Genomic DNA, 21,586 nt, shown 5'->3' on the forward strand with positions numbered 1-21,586 from the left:
GGGTTTAACCGGCGTCGTCGCCCTGTCATGCCTTCGCGGGACTGCGCTAGAATGATCGGCCAACCTCGGCTCCGGCGGAGCCCCAGTCAGACGGAAGATGCCAGACGCCATGTCAGATGCGGTTGCCAGCAAGTCGCAGACTCACACGCCCATGATGGCCCAGTACCTGAAGATCAAGCGCGACCATCCGGACGTGCTGCTCTTCTATCGCATGGGCGATTTCTACGAGCTGTTCTACGACGACGCCAAGCGTGCCGCGCAACTGCTCGATATCACGCTCACCGCCCGCGGCCAGTCGGCGGGAGCACCGATTCCCATGGCCGGGGTGCCCTACCACAGCGCCGAGGGCTATCTCGCGCGGCTGGTCAAGGCCGGCGAATCGGTGGCGATCTGCGAGCAGATGGGCGACCCGGCGACCAGCAAGGGCCCTGTGGAGCGCAAGGTGGTGCGTATCGTCACCCCCGGCACGCTGCACGACGAGGCGCTGCTCGATGCTCGGCGCGACAATCTGCTGCTCGCCCTGCACCCGCAGGGCGAGCGTTGGGGGCTGGCCTGGCTGGAGCTCTCCAGCGGCCGCTTCAGCGTGCTCGAGGTCGACGGCGAGGCCGACATGCTCGCTGAGATCCAGCGCCTGTCGCCAGCGGAATTGCTGGTCGCCGACGGTCTCGAGCTGCCGCCGACGCTCGCCGAGCGCGCCGGTCTCAAGCGTCAGAGCGCCTGGCTGTTCGATCTCGAATCGGCCACCCGCCTGTTGTGCGACCAGTTCGGCGTCGCCGACCTGCGCGGTTTCGGCTGCGCGCACCTGGAGTGCGCGATCACCGCCGCCGGAGTGCTGGTCGACTACGCCCGCGATACCCAGCGCTCGCGCCTGCCGCACGTCACCGCGCTGGGCGTCGAGAGCCGCGACGACTCGGTGGTGATCGACGCCGCCAGTCGCCGCAACCTGGAGATCGACACCAACCTCGGCGGCGGCACCGAGAACACCCTGGCCAGCGTGCTCGACACCACCGCCACGGCGATGGGCTCGCGGCTGCTCAAGCGCTGGCTCAACCGCCCGCTGCGCGATCGTGACCAGGTCGCCGCCCGCCAGGGCGCGGTGCAGTTGCTGCTCGACGGCGATGCCTACCTTGACCTGCGCGAGACGCTCAAGCGGATCGGCGACGTCGAGCGCATTCTCGCCCGCGTCGCACTGCGCAGCGCCCGGCCTCGCGACCTGGCCCGGCTGCGCGAGGCGCTCAACGCCCTGCCCGAACTGCGGGACACGCTCGCCACGCTCGACGAGGGCACCGCGCTGGACGGGCTCAAGCGTCACATCCGCCCCTATCCGGAGCTCGCCGACACCCTGACCCGCGCACTGGTCGAGAGCCCGCCGGTGGTGATCCGCGACGGTGGCGTCATCGCCGAGCGCTTCGACACCGAACTCGACGAGTTCCGCGGCCTGGCCGAGCATGCCGGCGACTTCCTGGTCGAGCTGGAGACCCGCGAGCGCGAGCGCACCGGGCTCACCGGCCTCAAGGTCGGCTACAACCGCGTCCACGGCTACTACATCGAGATCCCCCGCGCCCAGGCCCGCGAGGCGCCGACGGACTACATCCGCCGCCAGACGCTGAAGAACGCCGAACGCTTCATCATCCCCGAGCTCAAGGAGTTCGAGGACAAGGCCCTGTCCGCCAAGTCGCGGGCGCTGGCCCGCGAGAAGCTGCTCTACGAAAGCCTGATCGACACCCTCGGCGCGGACCTCGAGGCCCTGCAGGCCAGCGGCCGCGCACTGGCCGCCCTCGACGTGCTGGCAGCCTTCGCCGAACGCGCCCTGGCGCTCGACCTGGCGCGCCCGCGGCTCGCCGAGACGCCCGGCCTGACGATCCATGGCGGCCGCCACCCGGTGGTCGAGCACGTCTCTGAGGCGCCCTTCGTGCCCAACGACCTGCACCTCGACCGCGAGCGCCACATGCTGGTAATCACCGGGCCCAACATGGGTGGCAAATCGACCTACATGCGTCAGGCAGCGCTGATCGCCCTGCTGGCCCACAGCGGCAGCTTCGTGCCCGCCGACGCCGCCGAGATCGGTCCGCTGGATCGCATCTTCACGCGCATCGGCTCCAGCGACGACCTGGCCGGCGGGCGTTCGACGTTCATGGTCGAGATGACCGAGACCGCCAGCATCCTCAACAACGCCACCGCCGAGAGCCTGGTGCTGATGGACGAGATCGGCCGCGGCACCAGTACCTTCGATGGCCTGTCGCTGGCCTGGGCGAGCGCCGAGCACCTCGCCAACCTGCGCGCGTTGACGTTGTTCGCCACCCACTACTTCGAGATGACCGCGCTGGCCGAGCAGTTCGACGGCGTGGCCAACGTTCACCTGACCGCCGCCGAACACGGCGAGGGCATCGTCTTCATGCATCGCGTCGAGGAAGGGCCCGCCAGCCAGAGCTATGGCCTGCAGGTCGCCCAGCTCGCCGGCGTGCCGCCGGCGGTGGTGGCACGCGCCCGCGAGAAGCTGGCCGGACTCGAGCAGCACGAGATCGACCAGGGGCACTCACGCCCGGCGGCCACCACGCCCTCCGAGAACGCCGCGCCCCGCCAGCCCGACCTTTTCGCCACCGCGAGCCATCCGCTCGTCGAGGAACTCGGTGATCTGGCGCTGGACGAGCTCACCCCGCGTCAGGCGCTGGAGTTGCTCTACCGCTGGCGGGCGCGCCTGTGAGCTGACGAGCAGCTGGTATGAGATCATGCCCAAACGTTCGATGAGGCAGCTTGCCGCTCTGCGCGGGGCGAGACTAGAATGAGCCCCGATTTAGAATAGAGGTTTATAGTTACCTCACCACTTATAACCAGTTATGACCGACAAGGCCCGACGAATCGGTCGCGTCGGACCTGCCAAGCTTCGAGGGAGATGCCATGACATTCGTCGTCACCGAAAACTGCATCAAGTGCAAATACACCGACTGCGTCGAGGTCTGTCCGGTCGACTGCTTCTATGAAGGCCCCAACTTTCTGGTGATCCATCCCGACGAGTGCATCGACTGCGCACTGTGCGAGCCGGAATGCCCGGCCGAGGCGATCTATTCCGAAGACGAGATGCCCGAGGGCCAGGAGGAGTTCCTCGAGCTCAATGCCGAACTCGCCGAGGTGTGGCCCAACATTACCGAGAAGAAGGATCCGCCGGCCGACGCCGAGGAGTGGGACGGCAAGCCCGGCAAGAAGGAATTGCTCGAGCGCTGAACGCGACGGCGCGCCGGACGAGGATCCGCGCGCGCCGATGTGTCGGATGCGCCTGCGACGCCATTGTTAGCCGCAGCCGATCAGTGTGCAAGCCACAAAAAAGGCGGCCCGAAGGCCGCCTGCTCCAAACCGTTCCATGCTGGGCAACGCCCTCTGCCCGCTTCCCTCGACCCTCTCCCTGCCCCGCGTCGCCTCCTGCGAGGCGGGACGGATCGTCATGCTGCATCCCGTGGCATCCTGCCGTTAGCGAGCCAAGTCGCTTCCCATTCCGAGGTGCCATTTTGGCGCACTGCGGGAAGGGGCCCAATGGGTGTCTCGCACCTGGAATGCCCCGCCTTTCGACAACCAACCGTAAAAGTCTTTTTATAACAATATGTTAATGGGAACACCCAAGGCAACACGAAGCCATGAAACGGAACCGACGGACACGCTTTGTAGGAAATTGCTTACGTGTCGCTACGCTTTTACTGACACGTGACCAAGCCAGTCGCTCGCAGGGGCGCACGCCATTACGAAAGGATAGAGGCAGGGGAACCGCCGGGCACCGAGGCCCGGCGGCGGAAGGCAGGGCTCAGCCCTGGCCCTTGATGGCCTTGAGACCGGGGTAGCGAGCCTGCTCGCCCAGCTGGTGCTCGATCATCAGCAGGCGGTTGTACTTGGCGACACGATCGGAGCGGCACAGCGAGCCGGTCTTGATCTGGCCGGCGGAGGTGGCCACCGCCAGGTCGGCGATGGTGGTGTCCTCGGTCTCGCCGCTGCGATGCGAGATCACCGCGGTGAAGCCGGCGTCCTGGGCCATCTTGATGGCATCCAGGGTCTCGGAGAGCGAACCGATCTGGTTGAACTTGATCAGGATCGAGTTGCCGATGGACTCGTCGATGCCGCGCTTGAGGATGCGCGTGTTGGTGACGAACAGGTCGTCGCCGACCAGTTGCACCTTGTCGCCGAGCTTGTCGGTCAACGCCTTCCAGCCGTCCCAGTCGGACTCGTCCATGCCGTCCTCGATGGAGACGATCGGGTAGTCGTCGCACAGCCCGGCGAGATAGTCGGCGAAGCCGGCGGCGTCGTAGGACTTGCCCTCGCCCGCCAGGTTGTACTGGCCATTCTCGTAGAACTCGCTGGAGGCGCAGTCGAGTGCCAGGGTGACGTCCTTGCCCAGGGTGTAACCGGCGTCCTCGACCGCCTGCTTGATCACCGCCAACGCCTCGGCGTTGGACGCCAGGTCGGGCGCGAAGCCGCCCTCGTCGCCCACCGAGGTGGACAGGCCACGACCGGCGAGCACCTTCTTCAGGGCATGGAAGATCTCGGCGCCCATGCGCAGCGCCTCGCGGAAGTTGGGCGCGCCCACCGGCTGGATCATGAACTCCTGGATGTCGACGTTGTTGTCGGCATGCTCGCCGCCGTTGAGGATGTTCATCATCGGCACCGGCATGCTGTACTGCCCCGGCTGGCCGTAGAGCCCGGCGATGTAGGCATAGAGCGGCTGCTGCTGGCTGGTCGCGGCGGCCTTGGCGGCGGCCAGCGACACGGCGAGGATGGCATTGGCGCCCAGATTCGCCTTGTTGTCGGTGCCGTCGAGCGCGAGCATGGCATTGTCCAGGGCGCGCTGGTCGCTCGCTTCCAGGCCGACGAGCGCGTCGCGGATCTTGCCGTTGACCGCCTCGACCGCCTTGAGCACACCCTTGCCCAGGTAACGGGACTTGTCGCCGTCGCGCAGTTCCAGCGCTTCGCGGGAGCCGGTGGAAGCGCCGCTCGGGGCACAGGCCACGCCGCGGGCACCATCGTCGAGGATCACCTCAGCCTGGACCGTCGGGTTGCCCCGGGAATCGAGGACCTCGAGGGCCTGAATATCGACAATCTTGCTCATCGTGAATCATCCTTTGTCAGCGTTGAGAATAGCGTACTCACGGCTCCGCGTTGGCGCCCCGCCGGTGGCGGGACAGGAAAGGCTGCAGGCATCGCCGGCGGGGCCTTCGACCCCGCGGCCGCACGACACGGCTGCAATACCTCCCTCAGGAAATCCTTAGCGGCGCGAACCCCTTGATCAGATCGTCGAGCGCCTTGATCTGGGCGAGGAAAGGCTCGAGCCGATCGAGCGGCAGCGCGCAGGGTCCATCGCACTTGGCGTTGTCGGGATCGGGATGAGCCTCGAGGAACAGCCCGGCCAGGCCCACGGCGACCCCCGCCCGGGCCAGCTCGGCGACCTGCTGGCGGCGCCCGCCGGCGCTGTCAGCACGCCCGCCGGGGCGCTGCAGCGAATGGGTAACGTCGAAGAACACCGGATAGCCGGTCTCCTTCATGTCGCCGAAGCCCAGCATGTCGACCACCAGGTTGTTGTAGCCGAAGCTCGAGCCGCGTTCGCAGAGAATCAGCCGCTCGTTGCCGGCCTCGATGCACTTGTTGATGATGTGGCGCATCTCGTGCGGGGCCAGGAACTGCGGCTTCTTGATGTTGATCACCGCGCCGGTTTCGGCCATCGCCACCACCAGATCGGTCTGGCGAGCCAGGAAGGCCGGCAGTTGGATGACGTCGGCGACCTCGGCCGCCGGCCCGGCCTGCCACGGCTCGTGGACGTCGGTGATGATCGGCACGTCGAAGCGCGCCTTGATCTCGGCCAGCCACTCGAGGCCCTTCTCCAGCCCGGGCCCTCGGAAGGAGTGGATCGAGCTGCGGTTGGCCTTGTCGAAGCTGGCCTTGAAGACATAGGGGATGCCCAGTCGGCGCGTCACCTCGACGTAGGCCTCGGCAACCTCGAGGGCCAGCTCGCGGGATTCCAGCACATTCATGCCGCCGAACAGCATCAGCGGCAATGAATTGCCGGCCCTGAGGCCGGCGAATTCGAGTGTCTTCTGCGTCATTACCCCTCCTGTGGCGTTCAGCTCTGCACGCTCGCGTGGGCACGGGCACGCGCCGCCTTCTGCTCCAGCGCGGCGTTGACGAAACCGGTGAACAGCGGGTGGCCGTCGCGCGGCGTGGAGGTGAACTCCGGATGGAACTGACAGGCCACGAACCAGGGGTGGTCGGACAACTCGATCATCTCCACCAGGGAATTGTCGACGCTCTTGCCGGAGACCACCAGACCGGCCTCCTCGAGCTGCTCGACGAACTGGTTGTTGACCTCGAAGCGGTGGCGGTGGCGTTCGGTGATCGCCTCCATGCCGTAGACCTCGCGGGCCCGGGTGCCCGGCTTGAGATGACAGACCTGGCCGCCCAGGCGCATGGTGCCGCCGAGATCCGAGGCCTCGTCGCGCAGCTCGATCTTGCCCTCGGCGTTGATCCATTCGGTGATCAGGCCGACCACCGGATGCCGGGTGTCGCGGGTGAACTCGGTGGAGTTGGCGTCGTCCCAGCCGGCCTGGCTGCGCGCGAACTCGATCACCGCGACCTGCATCCCTAAGCAGATGCCGAGATACGGAATGCCGTTCTCGCGGGCATAGCGGGCGGTGGCGATCTTGCCCTCGACGCCGCGCTCGCCGAAACCGCCGGGCACCAGGATCGCGTCCTTGCCGGCGAGGCGCTCGGTGCCGTGGCGCTCGATGTCCTCGGAGTCGACGTAGTCGATGTTGACCTTGACCCGGGTCTGGATGCCGGCGTGGATCAGCGCCTCGTTGAGCGACTTGTAGGCATCGAGCAGCTCCATGTACTTGCCGACCATGGCGATGTTGACCGACTTGAGCGGGTTGAGCTTGGCATCGAGGACGTGAACCCACTCGCCGAGATCGGCGGGCTCGGCCTCGAGGCGCAGCTTGTCGCAGACGATCTCGTCGAGACCGTGCTCGTGAAGCATCAGCGGGATACGATAGATGGTGTCGGCATCCTGCAGCGGCACGACGGCGCGCTCCTCGACGTTGGTGAACAGCGCGATCTTGCGCCGCTCGGCCTCCTCGAGCTCGACCTCGCTGCGGCAGATCAGAATGTCGGGCTGGATGCCGATCGAGCGCAGCTCCTTGACGCTGTGCTGGGTCGGCTTGGTCTTGGTCTCGCCGGCGGTCTTGATGTAGGGCACCAGCGTGAGGTGCATGAACAGCGCGCGGTTGGCCCCCACTTCGCTGCGCAGCTGGCGGATCGACTCGAGGAACGGCAGCGACTCGATGTCGCCCACCGTGCCGCCGATCTCCACCAGCGCCACGTCGTAATTCTTGCCCCCCTCGATCACCCGGCGCTTGATCTCGTCGGTGATGTGAGGAATCACCTGTACCGTGCCGCCCAGGTAGTCACCGCGGCGTTCCTTGCGCAGTACGTGTTCATAGACGCGCCCGGTGGTGAAGTTGTTGCCCTGGGTCATCTTGGTGCGGATGAAGCGCTCGTAGTGACCCAGGTCGAGATCGGTCTCCGCGCCGTCTTCGGTGACGAATACCTCGCCGTGCTGGAACGGACTCATGGTGCCCGGATCGACATTGATGTACGGATCCAGCTTGAGGATGGTGACCTTGAGGCCGCGCGCCTCGAGAATCGCCGCCAGCGAGGCCGACGCGATGCCCTTGCCGAGAGAGGACACAACGCCGCCGGTCACGAAGATATATCGTGTCATGGAGAACCTGTTGAAACGTGATCAGATTGGCCTGGAGGGAACGGGCCCGGATGGGACGCCAGAATAGCAGATCCGTCCCCGCCGCTCAATTTGCCCCGTCGTCGTCACGGCCTGTGGCCAACGCCAGCACTCCGCCTCATACCGGCTCGGACCACCAACGCGCCATCTCGCCACCCAGCGGGTCGTGCGCAGGCTGAGACACCTCGGCGATACGCGCCAGCGCCTCGTCATGCCGAGCCGGATCGGCGCCGATCAGATCGAGCGTCGGCTGGTCTTCGGGATAGGCGGCCAGCAGCAGGAAGTCCTCGCTGGAGGCCAGGTGGCAGTGACCCGTGCCGGCGGGCAACACCAGTACGTCGCCGCGATACAGTTCGACGTCGCGCCCCGCCTCGCCGCCCAGGCGCAGTCGTCCCCAGCCGGAGAGCACACCGAAGGCCTCGTGCGCGGTGGAATGATAATGGTGATAGTCGAACACCCCGCCGCGCCAGCTGGGACGCCAGCCGTAGGCGGTAAAGCGCTCGCCGAAGGCAGCGGCCAGTCGCTCGCGGTTGAGCTCCTGAGGCTGAGCGCCGAAGCGGGCACGAAAAGCTAGCGTCGCCAAGCGGCTATTGGGAATCTTGCCGTCGTCCTGGAAGTGGAAGCGTTCAGGCGCGACACTCCCCGCCGCGCCCAGCCCCAGGATTTCCATCCCGTCGTCCATGGCTATGACATCCTGTCGTCGTCGTTCGCGCCAGTTTAGCCGGCTCGACGACAAAGCCCAAATCGGTTGCGACGTGAAGCGTCACCAACCGCCGACGCCCCGTCGAAACGGGGCGTCAGATACCACACGAAGCGTGCCGAAGGATCACACGCCGAGGTAGTCGAGGATCCCCTCGGCGGCCTGGCGACCTTCGTGGATTGCGGTGACCACCAGGTCGGAACCGCGCACCATATCACCGCCGGCGAAGACCTTCTCGTTGCTGGTCTGGAAGGCGAACGGGCCATGCTCGGGCGCGGTCACCCGGCCACGCTCGTCGACCTTGATCCCCTGCTCGTCGAACCAGGCGATGTCGCTGGGCTGGAAGCCGAAGGCGATGATCACCGCGTCCGCCGCCAGCACCTCCTCGGAGCCGGGCACCACCTCGGGACGCTGGCGGCCGTTCTCGTCGGGTTCGCCGAGGCGCGTGCGCACCAGCTTGACGCCCTCGACGCGTTCCTCACCGATCACCGCCACCGGCTGGCGGTTGAACAGGAATTCCACGCCCTCCTCGCGGGCATTAGCCACCTCGCGCTTGGAGCCGGGCATATTCTCCTCGTCGCGGCGGTAGGCGCAGGTCACCCCGGTCGCACCCTGGCGAATCGCCGTGCGGTTGCAGTCCATGGCGGTATCGCCGCCGCCCAGCACCACCACACGCTGGCCCTCCATCGACACATAGTCGGCGGGGTCCTTCTCGAAGCCCAGACAGTGGTTGACGTTGGCCACCAGGTAGTCGAGCGCCTTGTAGACCCCGGGCAGGTCCTCGCCGGGGAAGCCGCCCTGCATATACTTGTAGGTGCCCATGCCCATGAACACAGCGTCATACTGCTCGAGCAGGTCGTCAATGGCGACGTCCTTGCCGATCTCGGTGCCGAGACGGAACTCGACGCCCATCTCCTCGAACACCGCGCGGCGGCGCTCCATGACGTGCTTCTCGAGCTTGAACTCGGGAATGCCAAAGGTCAGCAGGCCGCCGATCTCCGGGTAGCGATCGTAGACCACCGGCTTGACGCCGTTGCGCACCAGGATGTCGGCGCAGCCCAGGCCGGCCGGGCCGGCACCAATCACCGCGACGCGCTTGTTGGTCCAGGTCACCTTGGACATGTCGGGGCGCCAGCCCATGGCGAAGGCGGTGTCGGTGATGTATTTCTCCACCGAACCGATAGTCACCGCACCGAAGCCGTCGTTGAGGGTACAGTCACCCTCGCACAGACGGTCCTGGGGGCACACCCGGCCGCACACCTCGGGCAGGGTATTGGTCTGGTGCGAGAGCTCGGCGGCCTCGAGGATGCTGCCCTCGCTGACCAGCTTCAGCCAGTTGGGGATGTAGTTGTGGACCGGGCACTTCCACTCGCAGTACGGGTTGCCGCAGTGCAGGCAGCGATGCGCCTGGCTGGCCGCCTCGCCGGGCTTGTAGGGCTCGTAGATCTCGGCGAATTGCCTGGCCCGCTTGCGCGCATCCTTCTTCTGCGGATCCTGACGGCCGACATCGATGAACTGGAAGTCGTTGTTCAGACGGTTTGCCATGGTCGTCTCTCCTCTGCTTACTCGGGCCGCCGGCGGGATTCGGCGAGCAGGCCGTTGAGGCTTGCCGCCTTGGGCTTGACCAGCCAGAAATGACGGATGAACTCGGAAAAGTCCTCGAGAATCTCGCGGCCGCGTGCGGAGCCGGTCTCGGCGACGTATTCCTCGATCACCTCGCGCAGGTGGCGCCGGTAGGCCTCCATGGCCTCGGTGTTGATACGGTGGATCTCCACCAGTTCATGGTTGTAGCGGTCGACGAAGGTACGGTCCTCGTCGATCACGTAGGCGAAACCGCCGGTCATCCCTGCGCCGAAGTTGACGCCGGTCTTGCCGAGCACGGCGACCAGGCCGCCGGTCATGTACTCGCAGCAATGATCGCCGGCGCCCTCGACGACGGCATGCACGCCGGAGTTGCGCACCGCGAAGCGCTCGCCGGCGGTCCCGGCGGCGAACAGCTTGCCGCCAGTGGCACCGTACAGGCAGGTATTACCGATGATCGCCGTCTCGTGGGACTTGAAGCGGCTGGCCCGGGGCGGGACGATCACCACCTTGCCGCCGTTCATGCCCTTGCCGACGTAGTCGTTGGCATCGCCTTCCAGATAGAGATGCAGGCCGCGGGCGTTCCACACCCCGAAGCTCTGCCCCGCCACGCCGGTGAAGCGGGCGACGATCGGTGCATCCTCCAGGCCGGCCTCGCCATAGCGCTTGGCGATCTCGCCGGAGGCGCGGGCACCGACGCTGCGGTCGCAGTTGGTGATGCGGAACTCGAACTCGCCGCCGCTCCTGGCCTCGATCGCCGGAAGCAGCGTCTCCAGCACCTCCTGGTTCTTGGCACCGGGGTCGTGGGGCACGTTGCGGCTGACCTGACAGAACTGCGGCGCCTCGGCCGGCACGAAGTCGTTGGTCAGCAGCGGCGTCAGATCGAGCTTGCGCTGCGCGGCGGTCTCGCCCTCGAGGATCTCGAGCAGATCGGTACGCCCGATCAGGTCGGTGAGCCTGGCCACGCCCAGCATGGCCATCAGCTCACGCACTTCCTCGGCGATGAAGCGGAAGTAGTGCTTGACCATGTCGACGGTCCCGCGGAAGTGTTCGTCGCGCAGGTACTGGTGCTGGGTGGCGACGCCGGTCGCGCAGTTGTTGAGATGGCAGATGCGCAGGTACTTGCAGCCCAGCGCGACCATCGGCGCGGTGCCGAAACCGAAGCTCTCGGCCCCCAGGATCGCCGCCTTGACCACGTCGAGACCGGTCTTGAGCCCGCCGTCGGTCTGCAGCCGGATCTTGTCGCGCAGGCCGTTGATGCGCAGCGCCTGGTGGACCTCGGGCAGCCCCAGCTCCCAGGGCGAGCCGGCGTGCTTGATCGAGGTCAGCGGGCTGGCCGCGGTGCCGCCGTCATAGCCGGAGACGGTGATCAGGTCGGCATAGGCCTTGGCCACGCCGGTGGCGATGGTGCCGATGCCCGGCTCGGAGACCAGCTTGACCGACACCTGGGCATCCGGGTTGACCTGCTTGAGGTCGAAGATCAGTTGCGCCAGATCCTCGATCGAGTAGATATCGTGATGCGGCGGCGGCGAGATCAGCGTCACCCCGGGCACCGCGTAGCGCAGCCGCCCGATCATCTCGTTGACCTTGCCGCCCGGCAGCTGGCCGCCCTCGCCGGGCTTGGCGCCCTGGGCGACCTTGATCTGCAGCACCTCGGCATTGACCAGATAGGCCGGGGTCACGCCGAAGCGCCCGGAGGCGATCTGCTTGATCTTCGACGAGCGGATGGTGCCGTAACGCGCGGGATCCTCGCCGCCCTCGCCGGAGTTGGAGCGCCCGCCGGTCTCGTTCATGGCCTGGGCCAGCGCCTCGTGGGCCTCCGGCGACAGCGCGCCGAGACTCATGCCGGCGCTGTCGAAACGCGGCAGCAGTTCCTCGACCGGCTCGACGTCGTCGAGCGGCAGGGGCTCGGGGGCCGCCTTGAGCGCGAGCAGGTCGCGGATGGTCGCCACCGGGCGCTCGTTGACCAGTTGGGCGAATTTCTTCCACTTGGCATAGTCGCCCTGCTGGACCGCCTCCTGCAGCGCCTTGACGATGTCCGGGTTGTAGGCGTGGTACTCGTGATTGTGCACGTACTTGACCAGCCCGCCCTGGCGGATGCCCTTGCGCGGAATCCAGGCATCGCGGGCCAGCAGTTCCTGCTGGAGCTGCAGCTCGGCGAAACCGGTGCCCTGGACACGCGACATCATGCCCGGGAAGCACAGATCCATGATCTCCGAGGAGAGCCCCACCGCCTCGAACAGCTGCGAGCCGCGATACGAGGCCAGCGTCGAGATCCCCATCTTGGAGAGGATCTTGTAGAGCCCCTTCTGCAAGCCCTTGCGGTAGTTCTCGCGGGTATCCGCCGGATTGCCGGTGAGTTCCCCGCTGCGGTGCATGTCGGCCATCACCTGATAGGCCAGGTAGGGGTAGACCGCGGTCGCGCCGACCCCGAACAGCACCGCCATCTGATGGGCGTCGCGGGCATAGCCGGTCTCGACCACCAGGTTGACGCGGGGGCGCAGCGCCAGACGGCCCAGATGATGGTGGATCGCCCCCACCGCGAGCACCGCCTGGATCGGCAGCTTGCCCTTCTCCAGCTCGGCGTCGGAGAGTACCAGCATCACCGCGCCATCGCGGGCGGCCTGCTCGGCCTGCTCGCACAGCGTCAAAAGCGCCTGCTTGAGCGTCGACTGCTCGGGATCGTAGGCCAGCCGCAGCGTATGGCAGCGGAACGCCGGATCCTCCTGGGTGAGCAGCGCGGTGAACTTGCGCGGCGAGAGGACCGGCGTGGTCAGGATGATCCGGTGGGCGTGCTCCGGGGTCGCCTCGAAGACATTGAGCTCGGCACCGATGCAGGTCTCCAGCGACATCACGATCGCCTCGCGCAGCGGGTCGATCGGCGGATTGGTGACCTGGGCGAACTTCTGGCGGAAGAAGTCGGTGAGCAGCCGATTCTGGCGCGACAGCACCGCCATCGGCGTATCGTCGCCCATCGACCCGACCGCTTCCTGGCCGCCCTCGGCGAGCGGCCGCAGCAGCTGATCGCGCTCCTCGAAGGTGACCTGGAACATCTTCTGGTAGACGTTCAGGGCATCGTGATCGAAGGGCTGGAAACGCGCCAGCTCGGTGAGCGCGGACTCCAGGTAATGGGCATGGTCCTTGAGCCAGCGCTTGTAGGGGTAGGCCGACTTCAGACGGTCGTCGACGTCGCTGGTATGCAGCACCTCGCCGGTCTCGGTATCGACCCCGAGAATCTGGCCCGGGCCCACGCGGCCCTTGGCGACCACGTCTTCGGGGGCGTAGTCGTGCACGCCGATCTCGGAAGACAGCGTGATGTAACCGTTGTCGGTTATCACCCAGCGCGCCGGACGCAGGCCGTTGCGATCGAGCATGCACACCGCGTGGCGGCCATCTGTCATCACCAGGCCGGCCGGGCCGTCCCAGGGTTCCATGTGCATGGAGTTGTATTCGTAGAAGGCGCGCAGTTCGCCGTCCATGGTCTCGACGTTCTGCCAAGCCGGCGGCACCATCATGCGGATGGCGTTGTAGAGGTCCATGCCGCCGGTCATCAGCACCTCGAGCATGTTGTCCATGCTCGAGGAGTCGGAGCCCACGGTGTTGACGATCTCGTCGAGTTCGGTGATGTCGGGCAGCAGCTCGCTGACGAAGTTTTCCTTGCGCGAGTTGGCCCAGCCGCGGTTGGCCTCGATGGTATTGATCTCGCCGTTGTGGGCGAGGAAGCGAAACGGCTGGGCCAGCGGCCAGCGCGGTGCGGTATTGGTGGAGAAGCGCTGGTGGAAGACGCAGATCGACGTCTCCAGGCGCTCGTCGCCGAGGTCATGATAGAAGGTCGGCAGGTCGACGGGCATCATCAGGCCTTTGTAGGAGACCACCCTGGACGACAGCGAGCAGACGTAGAAGTCCTCCTCGTCGCGCAGCTTCTCCTCGGCCAGCCGCCGGGCCATGAACAGATCGACGTTGAACGCCTGGTCGAGCCGATCGTCGCTGGGCTCGACGAAGATCTGGCGGATCCGCGGCAGGCAGTCGAGCGCCATCGGGCCGCAGACCTCGGGGTTGACCGGCACGTCGCGCCAGCCACGCACCTTGACGTGACGGGCCGCGAGCTCACCTTCCAGAATCTCGCGGGCACGCGCCTCGCGGGCATCGTCGTCGGGCAGGAAGACACAACCCACGGCGAAGCGCGCGCCGAGTTCGACACCCAGCGAATCGCGTGCCAGGACGCGCATGAAATCGACCGGCATCTTGAACAGCAGGCCGCAGCCGTCGCCGGTCTTGCCGTCGGCGGCGATGCCGCCACGGTGGGTCATGCAGGTCAGCGACTCGATGGCGGTTTTCAGCAGATCGTGGCTGGCCTGACCTTGCATGTGGGCGATCAGGCCGAAGCCACAGTTATCGCGGAACTCGCCAGGCTGGTGGAGACCTCTCATCATGGGCGTGCCTCACAGAAATCCAGGGTACTTGTGTCCAGACAGAAAGCGCGGTATATTGGTCGGTTGCTTATTATTTTAGCGGCGCCATTTTGGCCGCTCTCTGACGTGAAAAGGCCGTCCAGAATAGCCAGTCTTGCCCGCCAGCGCAATTCTCATGCCCTTTCAACGCCCGAAAAAACTCCCCGAAAAACGCACCCTTAGCGCCACCTCTCGGTAAAAAACCAAGCTGCTCAAAGGCTTAGACTAGCCCTTCCGGAAAGCGCCCCTGGCTTGTCGCGGAGCGTCATTGTCGACACCACGCCCATGCCAATCCTGCATGAGCCATGCGAATCCTGGTAGCGACATCGCGTTTCGAAGCACAAAAAACCCGCTCGGTGAGCGGGCTTTCGCGGTGTGACCGGCGGATCGATCAGTGGCGGGGAAAGGCTGCGATGAAGGCCTCGAGTTCGGCCGCGGGCAGCTCGTCATGCAGGCAGGCCTCGCCCAGCGAACGCAGCAGGACCAGACGAATGCGCTCGTCGAGATTCTTCTTGTCGAGGCGCATGCGTGCGATGAAGGCCTCGGCATCCATGCCGGCCGGTGCGGCCACCGGCAGCCCGGCGGCACGCAGCAGGGCTTCGACACGCGAGACGGCCTGCGCATCGAGCCAGCCGAGCCGCTGAGACAGCGCCGTGGCCATGGCCATGCCGGTCCCCACCGCCTCGCCGTGCAGCCAGGCCCCGTAGCCCTGATGCGCCTCGATGGCATGACCGAAGGTGTGGCCCAGGTTGAGGTGGGCACGCACCCCCTGCTCGGTCTCGTCCTCGGCGACCACCTCGGCCTTGATCTCGCAACTGCGGCGGATCGCCTCGCTCAGCGCCGTGTCGTCGAGCCCGCGCAGCGCCGCCATGTGCGCCTCCAGCCAGGCGAGGAAGTCACGATCGCGGATCAGCCCGTACTTGATCACCTCGGCGAGCCCCGCCGACAGCTCGCGCCCGGGCAGGCTCGCCAGGGTCGCGGTATCGATCAGCACCGCCCGCGGCTGCCAGAAGGCACCGATCATGTTCTTGCCGCGCGGATGATTGACCCCGGTCTTGCCGCCCACCGAGGAGTCGACCTGGGCGAGCAGCGTGGTCGGCACCTGGACGAAGGCCACGCCACGCTGGTAGCAGGCCGCGGCGTAACCGGTCATGTCACCGATCACGCCGCCCCCCAGGGCGATGAGCGTGCAGCGCCGATTGAAGCCTTCCGCGAGCAGCGCATCCCAGATGCGCTCCACGCTGGCCAGGGTCTTGGTCGCCTCGCCGTCGGGCAGGATCACCTCGCGCACCGTCAGGTCGTCGTCGAGACCGCGCTTCAGGGCCGCCAGATAATGTGGCGCCACCGTCTCGTTGGTGACGATCATCACCTGCCGGCCCGCCAGGTAGGGGCGCAGCCAGCGCGACGCGCCGAGCAGCCCGGGACCGATGTGGATCGGGTAGCTGCGCTCGCCGAGATCGACGGTCAGGGTCCGGGGCTGGACGGCATCATCAGCGCTCATGGGTTCACACCTTGGTTTGCAGAGGATCGACGAGGCGCTCGATGCGCCGCAGGACTTCATTGACCACCGAGCGCGGGCCACGCCGATCGGTCTTGACGACCAGGTCGGCGGTGGCGCGATAGAGCGGGTCACGTAACTCGAACAGCCCGGTGAGCACCGCACGCGGGTCCTTGTTGCGCAGCAACGGCCGGTTGCGATCCTTGGCGGTGCGCTTCAACTGCTGGTCGACCGTGGTGTACAGGTAGATCACCGTGCCACGCTCGCGCAGGGCGCGGCGGTTGGTCTCGTTCATCACCGCACCGCCGCCGGTGGCCAGCACGATCTCCGACAGGCCGGTCAGTTCGTCGATCATCTGCACTTCGCGCTCGCGAAAGCCCGCCTCGCCCTCGATGTCGAAGATCCAGGGAATGTCTGCGCCGCAGCGAGCCTGAATTTCATGGTCGCTGTCGAAGAAGTCGCGCTGCAACTCGGCCGCCAGGAGGCGGCCGATGGTGCTTTTGCCGGCCCCCATCGGGCCGACCAGATAGAGATTGGGAAAACCCTGCATCAGCGAATCGCCAGATTGTCCTCGATGATCTTCGGAGTGATGAAGATCAGCAATTCTACCTTTTCATTGCTCTGTTCGGTATAGCGAAAAAGGTGCCCGAGAACCGGCAGGTCGCCGAGGAAGGGGGTCTTGTAGAGATTGCGCAGCTGTTCGGTGGTGAGAATCCCGCCCAGCACCACCGTCTCGCCGTTGTTGACCAGCACCTGGGTCCTGATCTGGTTGGTATCGATCGCCGGCGCGCCGTCGTAGCGGGTGTTGGAGACGTCGTCGTTGTTGATGTTGAGATCCATGATGATGCGGTCATCGGGGGTGATCTGCGGCGTCACCTCCAGCGACAGCACCGCCTCCTTGAACTCGACGTTGGTCGCCCCGCTCGAGGTCGACTCCTGATAGGGGATCTCCTGGCCCTGCTTGATCACCGCCGCCTGCTGGTTGGCGGTGATCACCTTGGGCTGGGAAATGGTCTGGCTCTTGCCTTCGCTCTCCAGCGCGCGCAGCTCCAGATCGAGCAGGATGTCGCCGGACAGGTAACCGAAGCTGAAGGCGGTACTGGGATTGGTGTCGTTGCCCAGGTCGACCGCCAGGCCGCCGCCGTAGGACGCCGGGTCGTTGCTGGTGGTGGGCACCGTCGTGGGATCGCCGTCGGCGGCACCGCTGAGATTGAAGCGACTGCCCTCGGGCGAGGACAGCCCCCAGTTGACGCCCAGCTCGCGGGCCGCGGTGTCGCGGGCGATGACGATACGCGCCTCGATCTGCACCTGGCGGACCGGAATGTCGAGTTGATCGATGGCCTGGCGGATCTGTTCGATCTGCTCCGCCGTCTCCTGGAGGATCAGGGTGTTGGTGCGTTCGTCGACGCTGACCCGCCCCCGCTCGGAGAGCAGCCCCAGGCCGTCGCCACCACGCAGCAGCGTGGCGAGCTGCGAGGCCTTGGCGTAGCGCACCTGGATGTACTGGGTGGTCAGCGGCGCCAGTTCCTGCTGCTGCTGCTTGGCCTGGAGCTCCTGACGCTCCATCGCCGCCAGCTCGTCGGCCGGGGCGACGATCAGTACGTTGCCCGAACGCCGACTGGCCAGGCCATGGCTCTTGAGCACCAGGTCCAGCGCCTGGTCCCAGGGCACGTCCTGCAGGTTGAGGGTCACGCTGCCCTGCACGCTGTCGCTGGCGACCACGTTGAGGCCGGTGTATTCACCGATGATCGACAACACCTCGCGGACCTGGATGTCCTGGAAATTGAGCGTGATGCGCTTGCCGGTGTAGGGGAACCGTTCCTTCTGCTGCACACGCTGCTCGGCCTGGCTCACCGGCTTGGCCTCGATCACCAGTTGCCGACCGCTCTGGGTCGAGAGCATGGCGTACTCACCGCGGGTGGTGATCGCCAGACGCGCCCCCTGGCGAGAGGGCTGAGGCACGACGCGCTGCATCGGCGTGCCGAAATCGCTGACATCGAGGGTCTGGTTCCATTCGGCGGGCAGGCCGACATCATCGAGTTCAGCGACGATCCTACCGCCCCGCTCGCTGACCCGGGCGGCAACGCCCTCGCGGTCGAAGGTCACCACCAGGCGGCCGGCACCATCCTCGCCCCGGCGAAAGTCGATGTCGTCGATGGTCGGCCCGCCGGTAGGCGCCGGCGAGGTCGCCTCGGCGGATGCCGACGCCTGACGTGGACCGGCACTCGCCTTCGAGACCCCGTCGCCCAGGCTCAGCACCAGGGTGTCGCCCTGCTCGCGGGTGGCATAAGGCAAGGCACGGTCGAGGTTGAAGACCAGCCGGGTCCGCGTGCCGGCATCGAGCGCGACGATGTGATCGATACCGGCCACGCCCAGTTCGAAGCGCCGCTTGTCGAGACTGCTGGCGGTGTTCATCAGGTCGATCGCCAGGCGTGGCGGGGCATCGATCCGGTAGCCGCGCACCTCGGGCAGGCCGCCCGAGAAGTGCAGCGACACCTCGAGCTGGCCATCGCTGCGTTGCTCGAAGTCGAGGCCGGTCAGCGTCGACATCGCCAGGGCCGGCGCGGCCAGCGCCAGCAGCGACACCGCCAGCAGCGTGCGAATGATTGCCCTCATGTGCTTCCCCTGTCGTTCTCTTGTCTTCGGGTCTTGTCTTCGGGCAGCTGCGCCGGCGGCAGACCGCACGCTCCGCTGCCTCGACGATACGCCGTCGTCACGGCGTCAAAGGCCCGTTTAGCGCCCGCAAACCGCGCCTATTGCCCGCCGGCCGTGTTGCCAGCCCCGTCCTTGTCACCCGCGCTCAGCGACAGCGAACGCCGGCGCTCCACCCAGCCGCCCTGACCGTTGGAGACGATCTCCACGAGCGTCACCGCATCGTTGGTGATCTGCACGATCCTGCCGAAGTCGGTACCCGCATGAGCGCCGACCCGGACGGCGTGCACCTCGCCCCGGGGGTCGCGGATCAGTGCCGAATGGCGTCCATCGATGGTCAGCGTGCCGACCAGATTCAGGGCATCCAGGGGGTAGCGTTCCAGCGCCTCGCGGGGGCGCGACAGGTCCGGCGCCAGATCGTCGCCCTCGTCCGCCTGGGTCTGCGCCTGCGGTCGTTCGGGCATGAACGGGCTGCGCGAGCCGGCCTGGTCATAGGTCACCGGCTGGTAGTCGGGGGTCTCGGGGAGATTCGGCAGCTCGCCACTGGGCCGCTCGCGCAGCGACGCCAGCCGCTGGTCGAGCGCCTCCAGGTGCGGATCACCACAACCGGCGAGCAAGGCCGCCACGACCGCCAGACCCACGAGGAGACGCCGGGTCATGGCGCCTCCTGCGGGGCATCCGCACGGTGATTGTAGGTCTTGGCGAGCATCGACAGCTTGAGCGTGTCCTGATCGTCCACCGGCGTCAGGGTGAAGTCATGCAGGGTGACGATACGCGGCAGCCCGGCGACCCCCGACAGGAAGGCGGCGATCCGGTGGTAGTCACCCTCCACCTGGATGTCGAAGGGCTGCTCGATATAGTACGCCTTGACCACCGGGTCCTTGAGACGGATGAAATCGATGGTCAGTTGATTGGCCAGTGCGGTGTCGCTGATGTTGTCGAGCAGCGACGGCACTTCGGCACCGGTCGGCAGCATCTCGAGCAGCGTGGCCATGCGCGACTCGAGGGTATCCATCTGGCGCCGCATCGCCGGCAGGTTGGCGGTCTGATAGGCCTTGCTCTGATACTGCTCGAGCAGCGTCTTCTCCTCGGCGCGGGCCTGGGCCAGACGTTCCAGCTTGGGCGCGGCGGCAAAGTGATAGACCAGCCAGAACAGCGCCACGCCCACCACCAGATGGCTGATGACCTGCAGCGACAGCGGCCAGTTGCCGGCCTCGCGCAGATCCAGCTCGCGCCAGTCGATGTCGCGCAGGCGCCGCCATTCCGCCTTGAGATTCATGGCGTCGCCCCCTTGTCCTTCGCCCCTTCGCCGACGTCCGGCGGCGGGCTGGTGTTCACTTCGCGCACGGTGAGATCGAAGCGCCGCTGGCCGTCGTCACCGGCCTCCACGGCCGAGAGCGTCGGCACGCCGAACACCGGCATCGCGGCCAGGGCACGCATCTGGTCGGAGACCTGACGATTAGCCTCGGCCTTGCCGGTCAGGCGCAGCACGTCTCCCTCGCGGGAGAGCTTGGTGTAGTAGACCCCGTCCTGGAGACTGCGGGTCAGCTGGTTGAACACACGAACCGTCTGCGGACGGCTGAACTGCAGCTCGCGGATCAACTGGATCTGGGTCAGCATCTGCTCGCGGGTGGTGCGGAAGTCGCGCAGCGTGGCGATGTCGCGGTCGAGCTGCTGGGTCTGGGTCTGCACGTAGCGGTTGCGCTGCTGCTGGGTATCGAGACGCTGCTGGTAGAAGCTGGCCACCCCCCAGGCGCTGCCGACGCCGAGCAGCGCCGCCAGCACGACGACCTGCTTGAATCGCCGGTGGCGCCGTTCACGGCGCGCCTCGCGCCAGGGCAGCAGGTTGATCTCGATGGTCATCCTCGCCCCCTCATCGCCAGGCCGCAGGCCGTGAGCATCGCCGGCGCATCGCCGGCCAGGGTGTGGATGTCGATACGTGAACTGATTGCCATGCGCACGAAGGGGTTGGCGATCTCGATGGCCAGACCGCTGTCCTCGGCCAGTCTTTCGCGCAGCCCGGGGATCACGCTCGAGCCACCGGCGAGGATCAGCCGGCTGACCTGAGGGTTGCGCCCCGCCGTGTAATACAGCTGCAGCGAGCGCCCGATCTGCTGGATCAGGGTGTCGATGAACGGGGTCAGCACGTCGGCCTGGTACTCCTCCGGCAGGCCGCCGCGTTTCTTGGCCAGGCCGGCCTCCTCGAAGCTCAGCCCGTAGCGATTGCGGATCTCCTCGGTCAGCTGACGACCGCCGAACACGGTATCGCGGCTGTAGACGATGCGCCCGCCGCGCAGCACGTGAAAGGCGTTCATGTTGGCACCGATGTCGACCAGCGCCACGCTCTTGTCGGGGTCATCGGCCAGCGAGGGCAATTGATGGCGCAGTTCGCCGAAGGCACGCTCCATGGCGAAGGTTTCGACGTCCACCGCCGCCGGCTCGAGCCCTGCCTGCATGACCGCCTGGGTCAACTGGCTGACGTCCTGCTGTCGACAGGCGACCAGCAGCACGTCCTGCTGATCGCCGAAGCGGGCATTCAACCCCAGGCGCTGAAAATCGAAGGCGACCTCGTTGAACGGAAACGGGATATGCTTGTCGGAATCGAGTTGGATGCGTGCCTCGATCTCGTCGTCGCTCAGCGAGGCGGGCAGGGTCAGGGTCTTGGTGATCGCAGCGCTGGCGGGCACCGCCACAGCGACCCGCCGGGAATGCGGCTGAGCGTGGTCGACGGCGCGCTTGATGGCCTCGACGACGTCGCCCATCTGGCGGACGCGACGCTCGACGACCGCGCCTTCGCGCAACGGCCGCACCGCATAGCTGTCGACGCGAAAATGCGCCCCCGTCGGCTTCAATTCGATCAACTTGACCGTGGCCGAGGTGATGTCGATACCGATCAGTCCCTTGGCGGACTGGCCCAGACCCAACAATGGCAT

The 21,586-nt window shown here is 66.5% G+C and carries 15 protein-coding genes; 2 read left to right on the forward strand and 13 right to left on the reverse strand.

What is annotated here, in order from left to right:
• Positions 1 to 109: 109 nt before the first annotated feature.
• The gene (gene mutS, locus D0901_RS13390; RefSeq protein WP_129140806.1) at positions 110 to 2,704 is read left to right on the forward strand and encodes a DNA mismatch repair protein MutS; all 2,595 of its coding nucleotides are present in this window, start codon (positions 110 to 112) and stop codon (positions 2,702 to 2,704) included.
• Positions 2,705 to 2,898: 194 nt separating this feature from the next.
• Positions 2,899 to 3,222 (forward strand): ferredoxin FdxA, encoded by a 324-nt coding sequence (gene fdxA / locus D0901_RS13395; RefSeq protein WP_129140807.1) that lies wholly within the window; start codon positions 2,899 to 2,901, stop codon positions 3,220 to 3,222.
• 571 nt (positions 3,223 to 3,793) lie between these two features.
• On the opposite strand, the gene eno is transcribed toward fdxA, so the two are convergent.
• From eno to pilM, 13 genes are all read right to left on the reverse strand, one after another.
• Complete coding sequence (gene eno, locus D0901_RS13400) at positions 3,794 to 5,089, reverse strand: phosphopyruvate hydratase (RefSeq protein WP_129140808.1); 1,296 nt, start codon at positions 5,087 to 5,089, stop codon at positions 3,794 to 3,796.
• Between the two features lie 145 nt (positions 5,090 to 5,234).
• Positions 5,235 to 6,080 (reverse strand): 3-deoxy-8-phosphooctulonate synthase, encoded by an 846-nt coding sequence (kdsA, locus tag D0901_RS13405; RefSeq protein ID WP_129140809.1) that lies wholly within the window; start codon positions 6,078 to 6,080, stop codon positions 5,235 to 5,237.
• 17 nt (positions 6,081 to 6,097) lie between these two features.
• A complete protein-coding gene (locus D0901_RS13410) occupies positions 6,098 to 7,753 on the reverse strand; it encodes a CTP synthase (protein WP_129140810.1) in 1,656 nt (551 codons plus the stop codon).
• A gap of 136 nt (positions 7,754 to 7,889) precedes the next feature.
• Positions 7,890 to 8,453 carry a cupin domain-containing protein gene (locus tag D0901_RS13415; protein WP_129140811.1) on the reverse strand — a complete coding sequence of 188 codons (564 nt, stop codon included), beginning with the start codon at positions 8,451 to 8,453 and terminating at the stop codon, positions 7,890 to 7,892.
• Positions 8,454 to 8,597: 144 nt separating this feature from the next.
• On the reverse strand, positions 8,598 to 10,016 hold the full coding sequence (locus D0901_RS13420) for an FAD-dependent oxidoreductase (RefSeq protein ID WP_129140812.1): 1,419 nt from the start codon (positions 10,014 to 10,016) through the stop codon (positions 8,598 to 8,600).
• A 17-nt stretch (positions 10,017 to 10,033) separates the two neighbouring features.
• Positions 10,034 to 14,485, reverse strand: coding sequence for a glutamate synthase large subunit (gene gltB, locus D0901_RS13425; protein WP_129140813.1), 4,452 nt, complete (start codon positions 14,483 to 14,485; stop codon positions 10,034 to 10,036).
• 409 nt (positions 14,486 to 14,894) lie between these two features.
• The gene (gene aroB / locus D0901_RS13430) at positions 14,895 to 16,004 is read right to left on the reverse strand and encodes a 3-dehydroquinate synthase (RefSeq protein ID WP_129140814.1); all 1,110 of its coding nucleotides are present in this window, start codon (positions 16,002 to 16,004) and stop codon (positions 14,895 to 14,897) included.
• 4 nt (positions 16,005 to 16,008) lie between these two features.
• A complete protein-coding gene (aroK, locus tag D0901_RS13435; protein WP_129140815.1) occupies positions 16,009 to 16,551 on the reverse strand; it encodes a shikimate kinase AroK in 543 nt (180 codons plus the stop codon).
• The gene (locus D0901_RS13440; RefSeq protein ID WP_129140816.1) at positions 16,551 to 18,617 is read right to left on the reverse strand and encodes a type IV pilus secretin PilQ; all 2,067 of its coding nucleotides are present in this window, start codon (positions 18,615 to 18,617) and stop codon (positions 16,551 to 16,553) included. The genes aroK and D0901_RS13440 overlap by 1 nt, the downstream gene beginning before the upstream one ends.
• 137 nt (positions 18,618 to 18,754) lie before the next feature.
• Positions 18,755 to 19,312, reverse strand: a complete 558-nt coding sequence (locus D0901_RS13445) for a pilus assembly protein PilP (protein ID WP_129140817.1) — start codon at positions 19,310 to 19,312, stop codon at positions 18,755 to 18,757.
• Positions 19,309 to 19,932, reverse strand: a complete 624-nt coding sequence (locus D0901_RS13450; RefSeq protein ID WP_129140818.1) for a type IV pilus inner membrane component PilO — start codon at positions 19,930 to 19,932, stop codon at positions 19,309 to 19,311. Before D0901_RS13450 ends, D0901_RS13445 begins: the two co-directional genes overlap by 4 nt.
• A complete protein-coding gene (locus D0901_RS13455; RefSeq protein ID WP_129140819.1) occupies positions 19,929 to 20,516 on the reverse strand; it encodes a PilN domain-containing protein in 588 nt (195 codons plus the stop codon). Before D0901_RS13455 ends, D0901_RS13450 begins: the two co-directional genes overlap by 4 nt.
• Positions 20,513 to 21,586: a type IV pilus assembly protein PilM gene (gene pilM, locus D0901_RS13460; protein WP_129140820.1), complete on the reverse strand. Its 1,074-nt coding sequence runs from the start codon at positions 21,584 to 21,586 to the stop codon at positions 20,513 to 20,515. Before pilM ends, D0901_RS13455 begins: the two co-directional genes overlap by 4 nt.

Source organism: Modicisalibacter coralii (genome assembly GCF_004117855.1).
Classification (GTDB): Bacteria; Pseudomonadota; Gammaproteobacteria; order Pseudomonadales; family Halomonadaceae; genus Modicisalibacter; species Modicisalibacter coralii.